19 protein-coding genes are annotated in these 13,283 nt (G+C 59.4%); 2 read left to right on the top strand and 17 right to left on the bottom strand.

Translation table 11 applies throughout. The features are described 5' to 3' along the window. Positions 1 to 5 precede the first annotated feature (5 nt). From HX821_RS17635 to HX821_RS17715, 17 genes are all read right to left on the bottom strand, one after another. A complete protein-coding gene (locus HX821_RS17635; protein ID WP_177022717.1) occupies positions 6 to 218 on the bottom strand; it encodes a tail protein X in 213 nt (70 codons plus the stop codon). After that, the gene (locus tag HX821_RS17640) at positions 211 to 594 is read right to left on the bottom strand and encodes a phage tail protein (protein ID WP_003208656.1); all 384 of its coding nucleotides are present in this window, start codon (positions 592 to 594) and stop codon (positions 211 to 213) included. The genes HX821_RS17635 and HX821_RS17640 overlap by 8 nt, the downstream gene beginning before the upstream one ends. Further along, the gene (locus HX821_RS17645; RefSeq protein ID WP_256344340.1) at positions 594 to 2,771 is read right to left on the bottom strand and encodes a phage tail tape measure protein; all 2,178 of its coding nucleotides are present in this window, start codon (positions 2,769 to 2,771) and stop codon (positions 594 to 596) included. The genes HX821_RS17640 and HX821_RS17645 overlap by 1 nt, the downstream gene beginning before the upstream one ends. 148 nt (positions 2,772 to 2,919) lie before the next feature. Continuing rightward, the gene (locus HX821_RS17650) at positions 2,920 to 3,501 is read right to left on the bottom strand and encodes a phage tail assembly protein (protein ID WP_177036160.1); all 582 of its coding nucleotides are present in this window, start codon (positions 3,499 to 3,501) and stop codon (positions 2,920 to 2,922) included. Positions 3,502 to 3,552: 51 nt separating this feature from the next. Then, positions 3,553 to 4,059 (bottom strand): phage major tail tube protein, encoded by a 507-nt coding sequence (locus HX821_RS17655; protein ID WP_003208662.1) that lies wholly within the window; start codon positions 4,057 to 4,059, stop codon positions 3,553 to 3,555. After that, positions 4,059 to 5,225 (bottom strand): tail protein, encoded by a 1,167-nt coding sequence (locus tag HX821_RS17660; protein WP_008433540.1) that lies wholly within the window; start codon positions 5,223 to 5,225, stop codon positions 4,059 to 4,061. The genes HX821_RS17655 and HX821_RS17660 overlap by 1 nt, the downstream gene beginning before the upstream one ends. Before the next feature lie 2 nt (positions 5,226 to 5,227). Beyond that, the gene (locus HX821_RS17665; protein ID WP_003208665.1) at positions 5,228 to 5,401 is read right to left on the bottom strand and encodes a hypothetical protein; all 174 of its coding nucleotides are present in this window, start codon (positions 5,399 to 5,401) and stop codon (positions 5,228 to 5,230) included. Positions 5,402 to 5,489: 88 nt separating this feature from the next. Then, a complete protein-coding gene (locus HX821_RS17670) occupies positions 5,490 to 5,792 on the bottom strand; it encodes a hypothetical protein (RefSeq protein ID WP_177036161.1) in 303 nt (100 codons plus the stop codon). Further along, the gene (locus tag HX821_RS17675; RefSeq protein WP_177036162.1) at positions 5,793 to 6,578 is read right to left on the bottom strand and encodes a phage tail protein; all 786 of its coding nucleotides are present in this window, start codon (positions 6,576 to 6,578) and stop codon (positions 5,793 to 5,795) included. Positions 6,579 to 6,625: 47 nt separating this feature from the next. Beyond that, positions 6,626 to 7,156 (bottom strand): hypothetical protein, encoded by a 531-nt coding sequence (locus HX821_RS17680; protein WP_177036163.1) that lies wholly within the window; start codon positions 7,154 to 7,156, stop codon positions 6,626 to 6,628. Continuing rightward, on the bottom strand, positions 7,153 to 7,881 hold the full coding sequence (locus HX821_RS17685; protein WP_102369831.1) for a phage tail protein I: 729 nt from the start codon (positions 7,879 to 7,881) through the stop codon (positions 7,153 to 7,155). Before HX821_RS17685 ends, HX821_RS17680 begins: the two co-directional genes overlap by 4 nt. After that, positions 7,878 to 8,873 (bottom strand): baseplate J/gp47 family protein, encoded by a 996-nt coding sequence (locus HX821_RS17690; protein WP_177036164.1) that lies wholly within the window; start codon positions 8,871 to 8,873, stop codon positions 7,878 to 7,880. The genes HX821_RS17685 and HX821_RS17690 overlap by 4 nt, the downstream gene beginning before the upstream one ends. Further along, complete coding sequence (locus HX821_RS17695) at positions 8,870 to 9,202, bottom strand: phage baseplate protein (RefSeq protein ID WP_003208675.1); 333 nt, start codon at positions 9,200 to 9,202, stop codon at positions 8,870 to 8,872. Before HX821_RS17695 ends, HX821_RS17690 begins: the two co-directional genes overlap by 4 nt. 12 nt (positions 9,203 to 9,214) lie before the next feature. After that, the gene (locus HX821_RS17700; RefSeq protein WP_177036165.1) at positions 9,215 to 9,823 is read right to left on the bottom strand and encodes a phage baseplate assembly protein V; all 609 of its coding nucleotides are present in this window, start codon (positions 9,821 to 9,823) and stop codon (positions 9,215 to 9,217) included. Positions 9,824 to 9,826: 3 nt separating this feature from the next. Then, on the bottom strand, positions 9,827 to 10,342 hold the full coding sequence (locus HX821_RS17705) for a hypothetical protein (RefSeq protein ID WP_177036166.1): 516 nt from the start codon (positions 10,340 to 10,342) through the stop codon (positions 9,827 to 9,829). A gap of 22 nt (positions 10,343 to 10,364) precedes the next feature. After that, positions 10,365 to 10,703: a phage holin family protein gene (locus HX821_RS17710; RefSeq protein WP_003208680.1), complete on the bottom strand. Its 339-nt coding sequence runs from the start codon at positions 10,701 to 10,703 to the stop codon at positions 10,365 to 10,367. Positions 10,704 to 11,313: 610 nt separating this feature from the next. Further along, complete coding sequence (locus HX821_RS17715) at positions 11,314 to 12,048, bottom strand: XRE family transcriptional regulator (protein WP_032899152.1); 735 nt, start codon at positions 12,046 to 12,048, stop codon at positions 11,314 to 11,316. Between the two features lie 142 nt (positions 12,049 to 12,190). Between HX821_RS17715 and HX821_RS17720 the strand changes: the two genes are divergently transcribed. After that, on the top strand, positions 12,191 to 12,943 hold the full coding sequence (locus HX821_RS17720) for a zeta toxin family protein (RefSeq protein WP_256344341.1): 753 nt from the start codon (positions 12,191 to 12,193) through the stop codon (positions 12,941 to 12,943). Then, positions 12,943 to 13,113, top strand: coding sequence for a hypothetical protein (locus HX821_RS17725; RefSeq protein ID WP_003208685.1), 171 nt, complete (start codon positions 12,943 to 12,945; stop codon positions 13,111 to 13,113). The genes HX821_RS17720 and HX821_RS17725 overlap by 1 nt, the downstream gene beginning before the upstream one ends. Positions 13,114 to 13,283: the final 170 nt, after the last annotated feature.

Raw genomic sequence — 13,283 nt, forward strand, 5'->3', positions numbered from 1 at the left:
CCTCCTTAATCCCAAACCGAAACCGGTTTTTTTGCGGCGGGCCGCGCGTCCAGCTCCGGTACGATTACACCGATGCCGGCCGGCAATACCGCCCCGTGTTCCGCGAGGTCCGGGTTGAGATACCACAGTGCTTCCTCGGCAGCGTCGTCGCTGCGACCCAGTTCGCGGTAGAGCAGCAGGTTGACGGAGTCACCGGCAATACTTCGGACTCTACGCATTGACGAATTCCTCCAGTATCAACGTCCAATTGATCAGCATGGCGGTGCCGTCGTCGATCACGTTGGCTTGTTTCTCGTCCACCGATTTGATCGTCCACAGCCCCCAGTTACGGCCAATCCCGTCCACCAACGGCAGCGGTGTACGCAAGGCCTGCAAGTCGCGCAGTTCGTCGAGCCTGGCCATGCCAATGCCACGCGCCGCCTTGCCGGCAAAGGTCAATGTTTCGAGGGCCTGGCCGGTCTGGCTGGACTTGGGTTTGCCGGCAATGATGTCCAGCGCGACCCAGCCACCGCTACTGTTACGGTCGAGGGTCGCGTAGGCAAACCCGCGCGACAGCCCGAAAATAAAGCTGCCCAACACCATTTGTTGTCGCATTAAACCGCTCCATCGGTGAGTGCCGCGTCGCGTCGCGTCGCCAGCAGGTTGTCCATCGACAGCGGCGTGAACTGCGCCTCGATCTGTTGCACGACGAGCGCCGCCAGCGCCTGGTAACTGGTCTGCTCGGGTGCGGTAATGTTGATCTGCGGGGCGAAGTTGATTTGCCGGTTGTCTGTTTGAGCGTTGGGAAGGCTTTGGCTGACCTGTTCGGGTGGCGGGAGACGGTCGTCGCTGCTCATGACTTTCTCGCCCAGGCTCGCCCCGACGTCGCTGCCGACGAAAGTGCCGACGACGCCGCCCGCCACCTTACCGATTGCACCGCCGGCAAAGCCGCCGATCACACCGCCCAACACTGTGCCGGCGCCCGGAATAATCGAACCCAGCGCCGCCCCGGCGAGCGTGCCAACGGCTCGCCCAATGGCCAGCCCTGCAACCTCGCCGGCCACACCACCCGCGACGCCACCGCCTATCGACCCCACACTGGCGCCAACGGACTCTTTCAGGGTGCCATTGCTCGCGCCCTTGATGAGATTGATACCCGCGTCTGCCACCACCAACGCCAACGAACCGCGCTTCGCGATTCGGCTGGCTCTGTTGGTTTTCGTGGGCGCATCAGGGCCTGATTTTTTGCCTGGCGTGCGCTCGCCCTGGCGTGTGTCGTTGCCTTGTGACTTCCCTTTGCTGCCGGACGGGTCGGACTTGTTGCCACCGGCATCGCGGGGCGCGTCACCCTCGCCCAGGACTTTCCCGGCGACCTTGTCGAAGACTTTGTCCACGACAGTGCCGCCGAGCTTCTTCGCCAGCGGCACCATCACCACCGCGGCCAATGTGAGGGCGGCCGTGGCTTTGGGCAGCGATTCAGCCAGCCAGCCCAAGCCATTCACCACCGAGGTCAGCACCGTCAGTGCGCCGTTTTTCAGGGGTGCAATCGCCGTATCGGAAGCTGTCTCCAGGCGGGTGGTACTGGCCTGGAAGGCTTGTTCATGAGCTTGCGTGGAGTCTGCCCGCCCGGTCGCCGAACGCATGACCGAGCCCTGGTCTCCCAGGACCGAAGTCGCGTAAGTCGACTTGTCGGCCACCGCCGAAAAGGCCTGCTTCAGCGTGTCGATCACCGGCACCAGGCTCAGAATCGAGCGGTTACCGTCGAACAACTGCGTGGCCAGTGCCGCCTGCCGTTCCTGGGGCTGCGCCTTGAGCGCCTCGAGGACCGTCAGCACTGTTTGCGGTGCGTCCTGCTTCATGCCTGCCGCAAGCACCTTCGGGTCAAGCTTGAGCTCTGCCCAGGCAGCACGCTGCCCCTCGGAGGCACCGTCACCCTTGGCCAGCGCGGCGCCGACTTTTTCCACCGCAAGCCCGGCAGACGCCCGGTTGTTACCAACCGTCAGCAACGCCGCCGAAAACGCCGCTACCTGCTCGGGGCTCATGCCCGATGTTCTCGCGGCAGTGCTCTGGCGCACAATCGAACCAATATCCACCGCATCGGCCTTGAGCGAAGCGTGGGAACCCAGCACGTTGGTGGCGTCAGCCAGATCCAGCGCCTGCGGGCGATCCAGCTTCATCGATCCACGCCAGCCGCCCATCATCTCGCCGGCCGTCTTGATATCGGTCTGAAAGGCCGCGGCGATGAGCGCGCTATCGCGGGCGAACTGCAGCAAATCAGCCTGGCGAGTTTCAAGGTCCTTGCCTACGCCGGACCGGGCCCCCACCTGCTCCACCCTTGCCAGGTCGACAGCATCTGCGCCACTTGCGGCAACCATCGGGTCTGACGCCAAGGCCAGGTTGGCTTCGCGCAGTTGTGTGCGCTCATGCCCGGCAAACCCCACCACTTCATGCAGGTCGGTCATCGCCGTTTCCAGCGCCTGCGAGGGTTTGACGGTATCGGATGAGGCGCCGCCCGTGCTATTGCCCTTGCCGGTTTTCAGGGCACCCATCACATCGAGCAATGAGCCGTTGAACCTCTCCAGCGTGTCGATGAGCCGGGTCTGCCCCGTGACCAGTTGCGTCAGTTGCGCACCGACATTCGCCAGTTCCTGGCCCGGCACGGCCTTGGGTACGGTATCAAGCCAGGACGGGCCGGCAAGCATCGGCGCAATCGGCTGGATGCTGGCGCCTGCCCCGGCCGTTTCAAGCGAGCCGTAAATCGCCTCGCCGTCCCTGGCGATGAGCGACCTCAATCCAAATTTACTGTCTGCCATCCGCTCTACTCCTGTTTGACGCCAAGGCGAGTGATCGCGATGTCGTAGCGGCGCAATGCTTTTCCGGCGTCCCAGTCCAGGATTTCCGCTTCATTTACCGAGTAAATGAGCGGCACGATGTCGAGAATTACTTCGATGTCGCGCTCCGAAAGAAGTCCGCCGGTTTGTTTAAAAAATCGTCGATGCGCCCCTGCAGTTCGGTCCAGTCGGGCACGCTGAGGTCGGCGAGATCCGGGATCATCAGGCCGGTGCAGTGGGCAGTGATGAACTCGGCGCGCTCTTTGTTGGTGGCGAGTTTTTTCATCGCCTTGGTGGCGCGCAGGGCGGGCATTTCCAGGGTCAGGCTGGTGAGACGGCGGCCGGCGGTATCAAGAGGCAACAGCAGCGAGACGTGCTCACTGGTCGCCGATTCGCGGGGCTGCTCGTCGGTGTCGAGGAAGTACGAGGCAGGCCGGGTCGACATGTCGTGCACGTACTGGGCGATGCTCACATAGTCCGGACGCTTGAGTTGGTCGAGTTCTTTTTCCGACAGGCCGGTGGCGAGTTTGGCCAGTTCGAAGAACTGATCGTCCTCGTCATCACCGGCCCGGGCCAGCGCGTCTTTTTGCGCGGCGTAGAACAACGGCTTGAGTTGAATCTGCTCGATCAGCGCGCCGGTATCAGCGGTGATCGGCGACAGCAGGATGTGCAGCGGAGGCATCCAGGCCATGAATCAATTCCTTGGTGAAGTATGGGAGCGGGAAAACCCGCTCCCGGGGGCTTAAGGCATCAGTACCGCGCGGCGGGCATCGCCGAGGATGTCGACGCCGTTGAGCACGAACTTCTGGGTACGCACGTCGATGTCGATCACCGGGATGCCGTTTTCCAGGCGGTTGTAGGTGCGGCAGGAGAACTCCAGGGTGATGGCGGGTTTATCGCCCATCTTCAGGGTTGTCTCGGTCAGGGTTTTCAGCTTGCCGCCGATGGTGTGGTAGGTGAAGTAAGTCTTGCCGTCCTGGTCCTGGCCGGCTTCACGCACGTTCAGCAAAATGTCATCGCCCAGGCGCACCCCCAGGGCAAGCATGATTTCCGGACCCGCGCCTTGCAGCTCCAATGTGGCGTTGAGCACTTTGGCGCTCTTGGCCATTTCTTCGGCGATGAAACGTCCGCCGGTCATCTGTTCCATGTCGAAGTCGATCTTCGGCGGTGCGAACGAGGTGACCGTCGCCGACAACGGCAGGCCTTGAAGGGTGGCCGCCATGGCCTGTCTGATTCGGTTGGTAAACATTAGAGAACGTCCTCCAGGAACTGCTCGATGATTTCATCGCGGGCGTTGAGTTGATAAATCATGTGTTCGTTCGGCGCGTAGCGGCCGTAGTCGATGACGATGAACCAGGTGCCGTTCTTGTACTTCTCGACACTGTTCAATTCCGGGTGCAGGTACACGCTGCCGCCGGGAATGGTCTCGTCGGCCACCAGGGTTTGCAGCCAGTCGTTGATGCGCTTGACCTCCTGGTCCATGAACGACTTGGTGAGGTTCTTGGCCATGGCTTTCTGGCCGGCCTTGACCAGCTTGCGGCTGATCGCATCTTCCAGGCCCACGTAGCTGATGAACTTGCCGGTGATGGAGCGGTTACCCAGCAGCGAGAAACCGCCGAGGACGGTGCGGGCGTAGTAGCTCACGCCGTAGCGGTTGAGCAGGTCGCCTTCGGTGGAGGTGTCGAGGATGTTGTACTCAACCACGCGGGACACGTCTTCGGCGAAGGTCACCTGATTGCCCGGGCTTTCCCACTGCTTGACCTTGGCCAGCGCGGCGATGGCCAGGGACGACGGCGCCAGGAACACGTTTTTCTTCGCGGCCTTGGAGTACACCGACGGCATGTTGTGCACCAGCAGGCAACGGTCGAAACCGAGATCGGCACCGCCCAGTTCGCCGCTGTAGGTCACCTGATCGGCGACGGTTGCGTCCTTGCCGTCCAGCACCACACGGGCCTTGATGCGCTTGCCGAAGGAGGCGAATTCGCCGGCCACGGCCTTGGTGCCGGTGAAGCCCGGGGCGCCGATGATGGTCAGGTCTTCGGGGACGCTGGCCAGGGCGGCGAGGCCCAGTTTGCGGCCGGTGACCGGCTCTTCACCGCCGATTACGTTATTGATGGTGTCGGCCGGGGTGGTGCCCTCGTCGACGATCACAACGTAGACCGGCACCTTGACCACTTTGAGGATCTGGTAAACGGCGTGGAACAGCGTGCCGGTTTCAGCGCCGGTAGGGTCCAGCAGCGCCTGGGTGGTGAAGCTGTTGATGCGGAACGGGGCGTTTTTCGGAATCGACGCATGGGCGTTGGGGGCAGTGCCCACCAGGCCGATGACGTTATCGCCCAGGCCACCCATGGCCTCGGGGGATTCGGTGGCGTTCACGGTGATGCCGTTGTGTTCGAAGTTCAAAACCTCAGCCATGATCAGTCAGCCTTCTTCGGGGTGGAGTTGAGGACGCTGGTCAGTTCCAGGCGGCCAGCGGTGCGCAGGGCGGATGCTTCGACGTCCAGCAGTTCCAGTTCCTCGCCGGCGGTAGACCAGTGGCCGTTGCCGGTGGGGAATGGAATGAGGACGGTGTAGGTTTGGCGGTTAAACATGAGTGGAATTCTCCGGGTGGAAAACGCCAAAGCCCCTGCGAGAGGGGCTTTGGGCGGGCGAAAAAAAACCGCTTTCGCGGTGTGTGGTTCAGGTGCGATCAGGCAATGGATAAAGTGCTTTGATCTCCGCAACTTTGTCGCGCCACGCCTTTTCTTTTTCAGGAGTTTCGTCGTATTGCCACTCAAGGAAAAGCGGGTCGGCTTCAGTCACATACAGGGTGCGACGCGCCGCGATAGAACTCTCTAGCTGAGTGGTTTTCGCGGCCTCAATGCACAGCTGTTCTGCTTGTTCGACGGAAAAACCAAGATTTTTGAGAATCTCAATATCCGCAGGAATATTGATCAACTGCTCACCTGCAGGTGTCACGGCAGTTTTAATAGAAAGCGTCATTCAAACCCCCTTCGATGCGTAGATTTTGTCGTTGTCGTAGGAGTACGCCAACCGCTTCTCCGGCAACGTTGCTCCCAGGACCGCGTCGGCATCCGCCAAACGATACGGTCGAACGCACCAACGAATTTCCCAATCGCCTTGAGTACTTTCGCCAATAGCCACCTCGCTATCGGAACGGCTGAAGCCAACAGCGCCGGCAAACGATTTAGTCACCGTGTAACCCAGCCCTCCGCGCAAATAAACACCGGAATGCATTGATGCCTGAATTACTTGACCATCGGCTACACCTTGATACAACGGCCTGACGCCGGTGATATGTCGTGCAACACAGATCATCCCGAAACTTACACCTCGAACCGACTCACGGTAAGTTTGAGAAATACGCTTAATGCTCAATAAGTTACCGTCTCCGTTCCAGATGTAACCGCACCCCTCCATCTGCAAATTCAGCCCCGCGATGTGATAGACACCCTTACCAAAAGGCTCTAACTCTTGATCGCGACTGTAGATCCGGGAAAGAGTAATTTCCGTTTCACCACTTTCATTGCCTGGCATCGTCCACCAGACAGGATAAAACGTATCGGTCGGAAGCCCTGTTAGATCAATTTCCTGTTTATACAGCGCGCGACCATTGATATCTTTGGCTTGCACGCTATTACGCCAAGCGGTGAACTGACTCGACGCCGCCTCTACCCGCGCATCAATTTTTCCAATCTGGTTAGTCACCGTTTCCGTCAGCTTATTACACGCATCAACCACTTTCGTGATAGTCGTTTCAATTCCCATCATCAACTCCCTGTCAATTAGTCTTTCCAGCACTTTTGTCAGTGCAACTACTTCGCTTCGAGATGCATAACCCGCAACATCAGATCAACGTGGCGGGACATATTGCCAACCGAAGCCGCCGCCATGATTGCGATTTCTTCAGCCATCAATACATTCAAATTCTCGCTCCCCACCACAATCGTCACGCTATCCGCCGGCAACGGCGAAATATCCAACGTGAACTTCTGCAGTACCCGAGCGGCCGCCGCTTTATACGTGAGCAGCTTCCCCTCCACGGAATACACCGCCAACAACGTGCCACTGGCGAGGTAAAAACCAAACTCGCCGATCTCATACTCGGCCTCGCCATCAAACAGCGCGGCCATCCGGAGTTGCCGGTCGCCCAGATCCTCGTAGTCCACAATGGCGACCCGCTGGCGCTCGTCATGCAGGGCCACTTCGGTGCCGTCGGGGTTGTAGCGGCCAGTACCAGCGCCAATGTGGGTGATCTCGCCTTTCAAGCCCTGGTTCTTTGCCTGCAGCACTTCATCCAATCCCTTGGAGGTGAAGCGCACCAGGCGTGTAATTTCATCTGTCATGGCTGCGCCCTGAGGTCGTAGTCGTTAATGGTGTAGTGCCGGGCAACCCCGGCACTGTTTAGCCGGGCCGCCAGCCCGAGTTCAGGCAGTACGCCGCACAACTGCAACTCGCCATCGCTGAGCGGTGTGTGCGCCACGCTGCTGCAAGCAAGTACCCCGTGCAGCTTCACTTCGGGCAACGCCCCGGGCGGGCCCTCATCGCCGATGCTCAACCCTGGATCAGCGGCTGCAGCAACACGTAAACCCTGGGAGGTCTCGTGCACGATGGTGATGGTGGCCAGGTCCCGCTCGCTCTTGGCCGCGTTGATGCGGCGGATCAAACGGTTGTGATCGCCACTGGACCAACTGCGACCGATGATTGCCTGCACATCAAAGGTGTAAGGCAGGCCGGTTGGCCGCTGTTGATACCAGGCACTGATATTGGGGGTGAATCCCAGGGATTCGACGGCGTAGCTCAGCGCCTTGGGCGTACCGGCCTGACGCTGGATTTGCCAGGACAAGGCCACGGTGAGGCGCTTCTCCGACTCGCTGGCAGCGGCGTCCCATTCACTGACGCCGCGATCAGCGGCCAGGTAGGGAAGGAATTCAGCCGGCGTCTGCAGCGGGTTCATCAGGGCGGGAAAAGGGGGCGTCACCCGATCGAGCAATTGCCCGAAACCCAGGTCCAGCGCCTTCTCCAACGGCGAACTGTTGGCAGGCAGCAAACTGCCTTTTGGCTCACTCATAGCGTGCGCACCTCCACCTCGACACCCGTGCAATACGGGGCCTGGAACGCGGTAGTGACGATCGGCTCCAGCGGTTCAAGGATTTGCAGTTGTGCAGCTCCCGCCGAGTGGATGGCGTAGTCGATCCAGCTCGGGTCCACCCGCCCTTCCAGGCGATGACAGGACTCTGCATAGTCTTGCAGCAGTTTCTGGGCGGCGACTTGAGTGAGCCCGGAATCCGGGCCGGCGTTGATCTTGGCCACCACGCGGATTTTGTAGCGCAGGATCTGAGCCGCCTGCACCGTGACGAGATCCGTTTCCGGTCGCACGTCAGGCCGGGCGAAATGCCGACGTACACCGTCAAGCAGATCAGCAGAAGGTGTGCCATCCCCGTCTCTGGACAGGACCGTGACCATCACTTCGCCGGGCGCGGTTCGACGGCCATTACCATCCTTGACCCGTGCCGCGTAGCCGTCCGGGTCGAAGGTATAAGTGACCGTCACCACACCCGGCGTAGCACTTTGCACTTTCACCGATGGACGCTCACCGAGGGTGAAAACCTCCCGCCGATACTGCATCCGCGAGCCCGCCGCCGGAGCGTGAGGCGCGAGGTAATAACGCAACCGGGCGTCATCGTCGCTCTCCAATGTTGGCGGTACCGGCGGGAAAGCCGCCGGGTCACCAGGGTCGAGCACCTGGCGCTCAAGGCCCATGTCCGCCAGGCGCGCATCGAGGTTGCTGCCGGTAGCCCACCACGCCAGCATCTGCTTGATGCGGGCGTTGTATTTGCGCTCGTGGGTTTGCAGGCGAACGCAAAAAGCTTCCAGCGCCAACGTCAGCAACTCGCTCTCGTTCTCCAGGCTGACCTTCAGCTTGGCGGCATTTTCTGGTGCACGAGTAGCGACGTAATCAACGACAAACGCCTTGAACTCCGCCAACAGTGGCTCGAACTTATCGACCGCAATGATCGCTGGCTCAGCCAACTGGTTCTGGCCGGGTATCAGCATGCTCATGTCACCACCTCGAAGGATTGCTTGCGGTTTTTCCAGGTGCCGGCGAAGCGCAGCAACAGGCCGGCGCCCTGGCGGTTGGCGACGATGACTTGCGGCTCGAAGTCGGCGATGCCGTTCTGCGGGTTGTAGAACGCCTGGGCGGCATGGCTCTGGGCGAGAATCAGCAGGTCATCGCCGAGGTTTTGCCCGAGCAGCTGCGGGATCATCGAGCCGTACAGCGGGCGCTTCTGGCGAGTGCCCAAGGGCGTGGTCAGCGCTCGGGTAGCGCGCTGCACAAATTGCAGCCAGTCATCGACCGCCGCCCCGGTGTTTCTATCGATTCCGATCATGGGATGTCCTTGTCAGGGGCTGATGACTTGACCCTGGTGGTCCACCACCGGGCCGCTGAAGTGCGCGCCGCCTGCATCCAGCAACAGGCTGGTGCCGCCGACTTGCAGCGTGACGCCCTGGGCGCTCATCGTGAGGCTGGCGGCGCCGACCTTGATGTCGACCTGTTCGCGGGAACCTGTGAACGTGGTGGGGCCATTGACCCAGTTGAAGGTATGGCTGGCGTCGTCGTAGTCGCTCTGGGTACCGTCCTGATGGCGGCGCCGGGTCAGTGTCGAAGCGCTGGAGACCGGTGGAAAGCGGTCGCTGTTCAAGCCGAACAAGGCCACCGATTGCGCCCCGCCCTCCCCGGCGCCGTAGTTGAGCAGCAAACATTGCTCGCCTACTGACGGGATGCGGGTTTCCGTCTGTGCCCCGGCGCTGGGGTTGAAAAAGCGGATCGCCGGGGTGAGCAGTTCGCCGTGGCTGACCTTGCAGGTATTGCTGGCGGCGTCGACCTCCTGGCACACGCCGATTCGGCAGAAACTTTCGGCGCGTCGATACAGGTCTTCGAGCTGGCTTTCCATTTCCGCCAGGCGCTCCACGATCGGCCCCAGTTGCATGCGTAACAGCGCGTCGAACATGGGCTACTCCGCCAGCGGCTTGTATTGGTCGGGGTCGTCGATGTTCGAAACTTCCCAGGTGCAGGCAAAAAGCGGCTTGCCTGTGGGATCGTTGAGCAACGGCGGCCCGATATAGAGGGTTTGGGTGAAGGTGACGGTCCAGGTGTCGTAGTCCGTCTCCGCGCTGGTGCGTATTGAAGGCGTAGCGACAATGCTGGTCGGCAGGTCGCACTGCGCCTGCGGCAGGTTCCAGCGGTTATCCAGCACCAGGTCCATCAGTTGGCTGGCCAGGTCGCAGGCATCAAAGGGCAAGGCACCCGGGGCCACCATGGCCTTGAGTGAAATCCCCAGGGCATGGGCCTTGCGCCCCTCGCGGGAGCGAAGGCCCGGCCCATTGCCTTCGGCCGTGATCAACACGCCGGTGTTGTTCGCGCCGCCCTGAAAGTCCTGATGAGTGCCGACCTTAAGTTCCGGAAACGCCCTGCGCAGTGCCTCGCTGATGGCCTGGGGCAATTGGGAGGGTTTTTCGATAAGTGTCATTTAAGTAGCGTCCTTGCAACGGTTACTGCGGGTCCCGGCCAGGGCCTTCGTTGACGCCGATGCGCTTGGCCGCCCAGCGTTCATAAAGGCCGATGGCCACGTCGGCGCCGGCCATGGCGGTCAGGCACCCAATGGCGCCGGCCGTCCAGATCGACATGCCGGCGGCGTAACACAGCATCAGGGCTGATACCCCGCACACCATGCAGGCCCCCGAACGCAGGGCCAGGCGCCGCATAAGCGACCAACCGCGGGCGCCTTCCTTGTCGGCGCGCCACATTTCTCCGGAAACCCCGCCAATCACCGCCAATACGATGACCAGCCAGATAGGCATTTCCGCCAACGCTTGCTGCTCGTTTGTCATGTCACGCCTCCTGGAATGAGTGATACCGGCAGGTCGCCGGTTGTAGGTGTTTGTTTCAATTTGAATGGGTTCTCTAGGTAGGCATTCCAAAAAGCCCGGTTGCCCGGGCTTTTCAGTAATGATGTCCTCGAACTTTCGGCGCTACTGGCGCGGTACGGTTCTTTCCTCAATGTTTTTCCGACCACGATCCCTGTCTGCCGGATAACTGCTTCTGGTGCTTTACGCTGCACACCCGGGCCAGTTGCCAACCCTCTGAACCGTTAAGGCCGGTTCATCGCTGCCTGTTCTTGAAGCGGTTTGAAACTAAAGAGCGTCGGCATCCTTGCCGGTATTGCCTGGCATCCTTGCCATCGCTTCGATGGCGTCCTTGCCGGTGTTGCGTAACGTCCTTGTCTTCCTTGGCAGCATCCTTGCCGCCTCCACCAGGCCTTCTTGGCTGGCTTGAGATGAAGAATATGCATGTATGCATATACAGTCAATGCACAAATGCATTTATTTTTGCGCAAGAAATGCACAGATGCATTTGTAGCCCCGCAGGCAAAGGGTTTGGTGGTTTTACGCAGACGAAAAAAAGCCCGCTCACTGGCGGGCTTTGTCTTACACAGAAGGGTTAGCGGGCGTACATGCCCCACCAGAAAACGTGACCAAGGATGCTGATCTGTTCATCCTGGATTTCCTGGAAGCTGTAGTCCTCGTCCGGATGTTCATCGCGGTTGAAGCTACGCAGGCGAATCCCGGAAGGCAGGCGATAGAGCTGTTTCACCCGTAGCTGGCCGTTGTGATTGATGGCGTAAAGATCGCCATCGACGATGTCACCAATCCCGCATTTGCCCGCATTGACACCTACGGTGGCGCCGTCGCGCAGCACCGGCAACATACTGTTGCCGCGCACCGTCACGCACTTGGCCTGGTCGAACTGCACACCGTTATGCCGCAGGCTGCGCTTGCCGAATCGCAAGCTGGCCTTCTCGCTTTCCTCAATGACGAATCTTCCTGATCCAGCAGCCAATTCAACCTCGCGCAGAAAGGGGATCGACACCTCGTCATCATTAACGGGTGTTTCGTCGTCCCACAGGCTTATGTCCTTGAGTTCCGAATGCATCGGGTCACGCTCGTCCGACCGCACCGGCACCAGCCCTGCGCGCCCGCGCAGCTGATCGGTGCTGACCTGGAAGTAATCGGCGATGCGCGAGATGTGCTTGTCCGACGGATCCACGATCTTGCCGCTGAGGATCCGGGACAGTGTGGATTGAGGCACGCCGGTACGCCGGTGAAGCTCCGTGGGGGAGATCCGGTCGCGGTCCAGCAGCTCTCTTAAGACGATAGAAACGTTGCGTTTTTGCATAACGCGGATAGTGCAGGCAGTTTTGATGCTTGGCAAATGCTTATTTGCATATTTAATGCATTGATTGCAGATTTTTACCTAACCATTTGTGGTCTGCCTCGCATGCTAACCTGCACCTATCGGAAAAATGCTGGGTTTGTTGATGACGCACTTTGCAGATCCAATCAGAAAAGTCATGACGCAGTCAGAGCAAGAAGTCTCAGACGAAGCGCTGCGCTTTGCTCGCTCAAACAAGAAAATGATTGCCAGGCGTCTGACCGACAAAGCTATCTATCCTCCGGAAGAGGCGCCTGTATCGGTCTACATGGCCGGCTCACCGGGTGCAGGAAAAACCGAGGCATCAATCGCGCTCGTGAATCTTTTCGCCGACACCCCGATCCTTCGAATTGACCCCGATGAGCTTCGTAGCGAATTTGTTGCCTATACCGGCGGTAACTCCTGGTTATTCCAGAGAGGGGTTTCTATTTTGGTGGAGAAGATTCTGGATTTTGCGATGGACCAACAGCAGTCGTTCCTCCTTGACGGAACATTTTCAAACATTGATGTCGCCAGGCGGAATGTGGATCGTTCCTTAAGAAAAGGCAGGTTCGTACAGATTCTGTACGTCTACCAGGATCCGAGGCTCGCTTGGGACTTCGTCAAAGCTCGCGAAGAAGCAGAAGGAAGAAGGATTCGTAAAGAGCATTTCATCGACCAGTACTTTGCCGCACGTGACGTCGTCAACGCACTTAAGCTAGAGTACGGCGGCGATATCCACGTGGATTTGCTGCTCAAGCACATTGACAACTCGGGACGATTGTACAAAGCCGGTGTCGAAAAAATTGACTACCATATTCCTGAGCGACACACGCGGGCCGATCTTGAGGCCAGACTCGGGCAACCATCAGGAGCGTAATGATGATTTCGATTAAGCTGGGCTTGACCAAAGGTGCAAAAAGCCCCTTTGCCGACTTTATTCGTAACGCTAAATCTGATCAAAAAAAGCGCGTATACAGCGAAGTGCTGACCGAAGCGACCAAACAGCAGAACCTTGTATTGATGGCAGCTGAGGCAAAACGAGCCTGACATCTACTAAGGCACTGCAATAAAGAACCCGACCCAGCGTCGGGTTTTTTTATTGATCAACCGAACCCGATCTGTCTTGGTTTCCATCGTAAACCATAGGACAAACACATCGTTTATAAGGCTCGTAGCGAGAATTCAACATCGTATAGCCGCCCACAATGCATAAAAAA

It is taken from the genome of Pseudomonas sp. B6001 (assembly GCF_013386015.1).
Classification (GTDB): Bacteria; Pseudomonadota; Gammaproteobacteria; order Pseudomonadales; family Pseudomonadaceae; genus Aquipseudomonas.

Coding starts and splice junctions, on each gene's coding strand:
- HX821_RS17650 (WP_177036160.1), bottom strand. CDS start 3,501: ATGGCCTGGATGCCTCCGCTGCACATCCTGCTGTCGCCGATCACCGCT.
- HX821_RS17725 (WP_003208685.1), top strand. CDS start 12,943: ATGATGATTTCGATTAAGCTGGGCTTGACCAAAGGTGCAAAAAGCCCC.
- HX821_RS17700 (WP_177036165.1), bottom strand. CDS start 9,823: ATGTTCGACGCGCTGTTACGCATGCAACTGGGGCCGATCGTGGAGCGC.
- HX821_RS17675 (WP_177036162.1), bottom strand. CDS start 6,578: ATGGGAATTGAAACGACTATCACGAAAGTGGTTGATGCGTGTAATAAG.
- HX821_RS17670 (WP_177036161.1), bottom strand. CDS start 5,792: ATGACGCTTTCTATTAAAACTGCCGTGACACCTGCAGGTGAGCAGTTG.
- HX821_RS17695 (WP_003208675.1), bottom strand. CDS start 9,202: ATGATCGGAATCGATAGAAACACCGGGGCGGCGGTCGATGACTGGCTG.
- HX821_RS17655 (WP_003208662.1), bottom strand. CDS start 4,059: ATGTTTACCAACCGAATCAGACAGGCCATGGCGGCCACCCTTCAAGGC.
- HX821_RS17640 (WP_003208656.1), bottom strand. CDS start 594: ATGCGACAACAAATGGTGTTGGGCAGCTTTATTTTCGGGCTGTCGCGC.
- HX821_RS17705 (WP_177036166.1), bottom strand. CDS start 10,342: ATGACACTTATCGAAAAACCCTCCCAATTGCCCCAGGCCATCAGCGAG.
- HX821_RS17690 (WP_177036164.1), bottom strand. CDS start 8,873: ATGAGCATGCTGATACCCGGCCAGAACCAGTTGGCTGAGCCAGCGATC.
- HX821_RS17720 (WP_256344341.1), top strand. CDS start 12,191: ATGACGCACTTTGCAGATCCAATCAGAAAAGTCATGACGCAGTCAGAG.
- HX821_RS17710 (WP_003208680.1), bottom strand. CDS start 10,703: ATGACAAACGAGCAGCAAGCGTTGGCGGAAATGCCTATCTGGCTGGTC.
- HX821_RS17715 (WP_032899152.1), bottom strand. CDS start 12,048: ATGCAAAAACGCAACGTTTCTATCGTCTTAAGAGAGCTGCTGGACCGC.
- HX821_RS17685 (WP_102369831.1), bottom strand. CDS start 7,881: ATGAGTGAGCCAAAAGGCAGTTTGCTGCCTGCCAACAGTTCGCCGTTG.
- HX821_RS17660 (WP_008433540.1), bottom strand. CDS start 5,225: ATGGCTGAGGTTTTGAACTTCGAACACAACGGCATCACCGTGAACGCC.
- HX821_RS17680 (WP_177036163.1), bottom strand. CDS start 7,156: ATGACAGATGAAATTACACGCCTGGTGCGCTTCACCTCCAAGGGATTG.
- HX821_RS17665 (WP_003208665.1), bottom strand. CDS start 5,401: ATGTTTAACCGCCAAACCTACACCGTCCTCATTCCATTCCCCACCGGC.
- HX821_RS17635 (WP_177022717.1), bottom strand. CDS start 218: ATGCGTAGAGTCCGAAGTATTGCCGGTGACTCCGTCAACCTGCTGCTC.